Below are 5157 nucleotides of genomic sequence, written 5' to 3' on the forward strand. Positions count from 1 at the left end.
GGCAAGGGAAGCACGGGGGGCGATCGCCCAACTTTCCACAGATGGACTATTTTTAGATCATGTGCGCGAAATTATTCGTTTTTTCAAAACAGCGTGATACTAAGTTGCATTCATACAGAGAATTTTTCCTCTCTCTTTCTCTCTTGCTCTGTGTTCTCTGCGCCTCTGCGGTTTTTTTTTCTTTGTTCGCGTAAGCGTATCCCCTTGAGACATACGCAACTTAGTATGAATAACCTACACCGACTCTTTCAGTACAATGTAGGCTTCTGGCTTCATGATCGCAGCAAAAAATAAAGCTTATCTTGCTGCGATTTTGAAATCACTGACGCGTCGCTTCCAATAGACGAGAGAAATAAAAGCGAGTTCGAGTCATAGACTGACGCTGAACAGAAAAACCATTCTTTTGCAAAATTTTCACCACATCAGCTTCGCGATGCAGATAAGCGCGAGTCGCTTTACTAGCACCTGGAAAGAAACTCCCTATCTTCTTTAATAAACTAAGGGCGAAAGTTTTCGGCGCAAAACTGAGAATAATCCGTGACTGCGCTAAAGAACAAAGGTGAGAAATCATCTCATCTGCCTTTTGCTGAGGGTAGTGAATGAGAACATCCAAGCAAATCACCGTATGGTAGCTACCGCTAATCGTTTCTAAATCCTGTACAGCAAATGTCGGATTTTCAGCATTTGCGAGAATTTGTGAGGCTTTTTCCTTGGCTTCTCCTACCATTTTTTCCGAAATATCGCTGGCATAGACTTTTGCTTCAGCTTCCGCAAGCGGTATGCTGAGACTACCTGTGCCACATCCAGCATCGCAGATAGATAACCCTGCTAAATTGTTATCAGCTTTCAGCCAACTGAGTACCGTCTCTACTGTTTGCTGGTGTCCAGTACGGATGTCTAGCTGCACTTTGTTGACTTCGCCATCACCGTAGATACGTCTCCAACGGTCGAAGCCTGTAGAGTTGAAATATTCTTTAACAATCGTCTTATCGTCAGTTACGTTCATGAAACTCAATATCTATCCATTCCAAAGCTAAAAAGTACCATGACCAGGAACCACCAGAAATATTTTTCTGCCTGGTGTACCTGGAAGCAAAATCTTAAGAGAACAACCTCTGCCATAAAAGTTCTTGTCTAGATTCATCCAAATGCCAACGCAATAATTGACTAGCACTAGCACCAGAGAGAATTGTGGACAAGCCGATCGCACTTCGTGGTGCAATTGTTGAGAGTGCGATCGCCCTCTCCACATTACAGATTCCCCACTTCACCAAATTTTGCACACCTACCAATAAAGGTAAAGTCGTTCCTGATAAAGTTCCATCCTGAAGTCGTGCAGTTCCGTTTTTCACTGAAATCTGGCGAGTATCCCAAGGATACACCCCATCAGCCAATCCCAGAGGAGCAAGGGCATCACTCACAAGGAAAAGTTGTTGTTTGTGTATCTCTTCCCTTTCATGGGAAAACACAGGAGTGCTAGCGCGCAATAAAATTTGCAGCATCGTTGGCGAGACATGTTCACCATCAGCAATGAAACCACACATCACACCAGGATGGATAATTGCTGCTCCCAACAATCCGCTTTCACGGTGGTGTAATGGTGGCATAGCATTAAAAGCATGAGTCACCATTGTTGCACCTAGTTCAAAAGCACGTTGCGCTTCTGCAGCAGTCGCTTGGGAATGTCCTAAACTGACAGTGATACCCAAAGAACGTAAATATGGAATCACCTCACCCGTTGGATCTAACTCTGGTGCTAGCGTCATGACTTTCACAAGATGAGCGTAATTTCCCAAAACCTTCTTTACTTCCTCAAGATTAAGTGGTAAGAGGTACTCAGGTGAGTGTGCACCACGCTTTTGAGGATTTAAAAATGGTCCTTCTAGATGTACTCCCAAAATTTTCGCATAACCTCTATTTGCAGACAAAGAGGGCGAGTGAGTCAAGTTGATACAATCAGCAATCACAGAAAGCGCACGCTGAATATTTTCTACCGAAGTTGTCACCAGGGTAGGTAAAAAAGCATCTACCCCCTCATACCATAAATAACGACATATGTCTAGCATTTGGCGAGAGTTTTCTGTTGATAAATCAGGAAACGCCAATCCCAACGCGCCGTTAATCTGTAAATCTACACCACCTAATGAAATCCAGTCGCCACCAATATCCAACACCCGTAAGTCAACTGGCGGAACACGTTTAAGGACTTTAGACATTGGCAGGATTTGTTCAATTATGCCCTGCGGGTTAACTGAAAGAATCTGCAAATCTGTGTAACCAGGTACTTTAGCGTTGATAATGTCTACAGAAGTACCTGGCAAGCTGTGTGTTGCTTCGGTCATGACTCAGCACCAAAGATAGTGAAATCTGACCTGATTTTAGAGGTAAGCGGTGGCGATGAATCAAAAATCCTGTTGCAAATGTCAGCAGATACACACAGAGTGAGATGATTGTAAATCGGAAAGTCAAATTCCAATTTTGAATTTTGAATTTTGTTCGCGTAGCGTGTCCGAAGGACATATTTTGAATTGCTTATGGCTCCTCTTGTCGGCATCATTATGGGTAGTGATTCGGATTTACCAACCATGCAAGGTGCGATCGCAGTTTGTGAAGAATTTGGTATTGCCACAGAGGTAGCAATTATCAGTGCTCATCGCACTCCAGAACGTATGGTGGAATATGCTAAATCTGCTCACCAAAGAGGTATTAAGGTCATTATCGCTGGGGCGGGTGGTGCTGCTCACCTTCCGGGAATGGTAGCATCTTTAACTCCTCTGCCTGTTATTGGTGTTCCTGTTCCTAGCCGTCACTTACAAGGAGTTGATTCGTTGTATTCTATCGTCCAAATGCCCGCAGGTATACCAGTAGCAACTGTTGCGATAGGCAATGCTAAAAATGCTGGACTTTTGGCAGTACAAATTCTTGCGACTCATCAAGCAGAATTACTTAACAAGGTGCAGCAGTACCGTCAAACCTTGTCTGAATCAGTCATGGCAAAGCAAGAAAAACTAGAAGAGCTTGGTTACGAGCAATATTTGAAACAGATGCCATGACTAGAGTCAACAATTAGGGGTGTGTAGGGGCGCTGCGGCCTTGCGCCCGTACAGGGTGTAAGGGTGTGATTGGTGGGGGCAATAGGGCGGTCATTTGCGTTTTTGTAGAGTTATTGAAGGCATTTTTACAAATCTTTATATAGCTGGATTTATTTCCGCCTGTCTACTAAAAAAATTAAAAAAATAGATGATATAGGACTCCTCCAAAGATTTTTGCGAAGCTTCGTACACCTTTATTCCTTCTTCGGTGTTAAGAGTTAAGCGTTCGGGTGTTAAGAGTTAAGCGTTCCCTGTTCCCTGTTTCCTGTTCCCTGTTCCCTGTTCCCTGTTCCCTGTTCCCTGTTCCCTGTTCCCTGCCTCAATGAGTAAGTTCATAACCTCTTAACGGATTGCTATATGAGTGGGTTAGTCTCTGGAATTAGCACGGGAATAGTTGCCTTCACCGCCACCAACATTGATGATATTGTTATCCTTTTGGTCTTTTTTTCTCAGGTGAATTCTACCTTTACTCGTAGGCACATTATTGTTGGTCAATATTTGGGGTTTACAGCACTTGTTATTGCCAGTGTGCCTGGTTTATTTGGTGGATTCATCTTGTCGCCAAACTGGATTGGATTATTAGGTTTAATTCCTATTGCTATAGGTATTAGTAGTTTGGTAAACCCAGAAGAAGATTCAGAAGAAGCAGCAGAAACAGAACAATCAGAAGATTCGACTTTTGCTAATTTTCTTTCCCCTCAGACTTACAGTGTAGCCGCTGTCACTATTGCTAATGGTAGCGATAACATTAGCGTTTATGTACCATTATTTGCTAGTAGTGATTTCGGAAGTTTTTTGGTAATTCTAGTCGTATTCTTTCTGTTAATAGGAGTTTGGTGCTATACCGCATACAAACTCACAAATCAACAAGGAATAGCTGAAATTTTAACTCAATACGGCAATTATCTTGTGCCTTTTGTTTTGATGGGATTGGGTGCTTTTATTGTTTTAAAAAGTGGCGCATTGAATCCAGTCAAACTTCTACTTAGCTGTCTATGTTTGATAGTTCTTGTAAAAGACGATCAGAGGATGTCTCAGAAGTAATATCATGATCGGATGAACACGGTGAAGTACCTCAACAAGCGCTTCGCTTCTGGTGTTGAGGTTTCCAATCTCAAAAGCAGTTCTCATTTGAATCATATACACTACCATGCATAATGTAGAGACGTAGCATGTGAGTCCAGCGCTGCGGGAGGGTTTCCCTCCGCAGGCGACTGGCGTTAGCGCAGCGTGTCCGCAGGACATACCCGAAGGGCTACGTCTCTACAGTCGTGTATTGCACGCATATGCGCAAAGCGCACGCCCAGAGGGCTATCGAGAAGCGCTATAACAACCTATTGGCAAGCTGTTTTTCGACTTTAACAAACTGCTTGTCGAGATAATTCAGCATTAATTGGCTTAATGAAATAAAGCCGTAACAAATGCCCAATAATTGAAAGTATCAAGGGTAACTTTTGAAAGAACTTGAGAATCTTTGGACTATTACTGTTGTTAATCAACGTCAGCTTGAGATTAATATCAGAACACTCTTCCAGTCGCCGGAAAAACTCTGGATGATTTGTATTCAATATCACAGGAAATGCCCGTGCAGCGGTTTCATTCGTCTTTTCAATCACTTGGATATTGTACTCGTATGGATTGATTCCAATAGAGCGATAAAATGACGCCCTCTCCAGTACTGTCAAAGTATGAGTCGCGAACACAGACAGCAGGAAGAACCGCACCCACAAACGCGCTTTCCAGTTGTTCCAGAGTTGGGGTTGCGATCGCAACAGCGCCTTAAAGAAATCTCCATGTCGATTCTCATCCTGACACCAACTCTCGAAATAGCCAAACAGAGGATAGAATTTCAACTCTGGATGTTTCTCTAGGTGACGGAACATAATAATGTAGCGCCAGTAGCCAATTTTCTCAGAGAGGTACACTGTGTAAATAATCCACTCTGGTGGGAAAAAGGTGTAGGTACGATTCTTTGTGAGATAACCCAAATCCAGCGAGAGATTAAAATCCGCCATTGCTTTATTGAGAAATCCCGCATGGCGTGCTTCATCCCGCGCCATAAAAT

Annotated in this window: 5 protein-coding genes; 2 read left to right on the plus strand and 3 right to left on the minus strand. The window is 43.2% G+C overall.

From position 1 onward, the window contains the following. Nucleotides 1–319: 319 nt before the first annotated feature. Complete coding sequence (bchM, locus tag DP116_RS25630) at nucleotides 320–1006, minus strand: magnesium protoporphyrin IX methyltransferase (protein ID WP_169157835.1); 687 nt, start codon at nucleotides 1004–1006, stop codon at nucleotides 320–322. Nucleotides 1007–1100: 94 nt separating this feature from the next. Beyond that, nucleotides 1101–2342, minus strand: coding sequence for an N-acetylglucosamine-6-phosphate deacetylase (nagA, locus tag DP116_RS25635; protein ID WP_169157836.1), 1242 nt, complete (start codon nucleotides 2340–2342; stop codon nucleotides 1101–1103). Between the two features lie 192 nt (nucleotides 2343–2534). Between nagA and purE the strand changes: the two genes are divergently transcribed. After that, nucleotides 2535–3053, plus strand: a complete 519-nt coding sequence (purE, locus tag DP116_RS25640) for a 5-(carboxyamino)imidazole ribonucleotide mutase (protein WP_169157837.1) — start codon at nucleotides 2535–2537, stop codon at nucleotides 3051–3053. Between the two features lie 396 nt (nucleotides 3054–3449). Next, complete coding sequence (locus DP116_RS25645; RefSeq protein ID WP_169157838.1) at nucleotides 3450–4136, plus strand: cadmium resistance transporter; 687 nt, start codon at nucleotides 3450–3452, stop codon at nucleotides 4134–4136. Nucleotides 4137–4450: 314 nt separating this feature from the next. On the opposite strand, the gene acsF is transcribed toward DP116_RS25645, so the two are convergent. Then, nucleotides 4451–5157, minus strand: a 707-nt coding sequence (acsF, locus tag DP116_RS29755) for a magnesium-protoporphyrin IX monomethyl ester (oxidative) cyclase (RefSeq protein ID WP_246275795.1), incomplete at its 5' end; no start/stop codon positions are given.

Source organism: Brasilonema bromeliae SPC951 (assembly GCF_012912135.1).
GTDB classification, from domain to species: Bacteria; Cyanobacteriota; Cyanobacteriia; order Cyanobacteriales; family Nostocaceae; genus Brasilonema; species Brasilonema bromeliae.

Coding starts and splice junctions, on each gene's coding strand:
- bchM (WP_169157835.1), bottom strand. CDS start 1,006: ATGAACGTAACTGACGATAAGACGATTGTTAAAGAATATTTCAACTCT.
- nagA (WP_169157836.1), bottom strand. CDS start 2,342: ATGACCGAAGCAACACACAGCTTGCCAGGTACTTCTGTAGACATTATC.
- purE (WP_169157837.1), top strand. CDS start 2,535: ATGGCTCCTCTTGTCGGCATCATTATGGGTAGTGATTCGGATTTACCA.
- DP116_RS25645 (WP_169157838.1), top strand. CDS start 3,450: ATGAGTGGGTTAGTCTCTGGAATTAGCACGGGAATAGTTGCCTTCACC.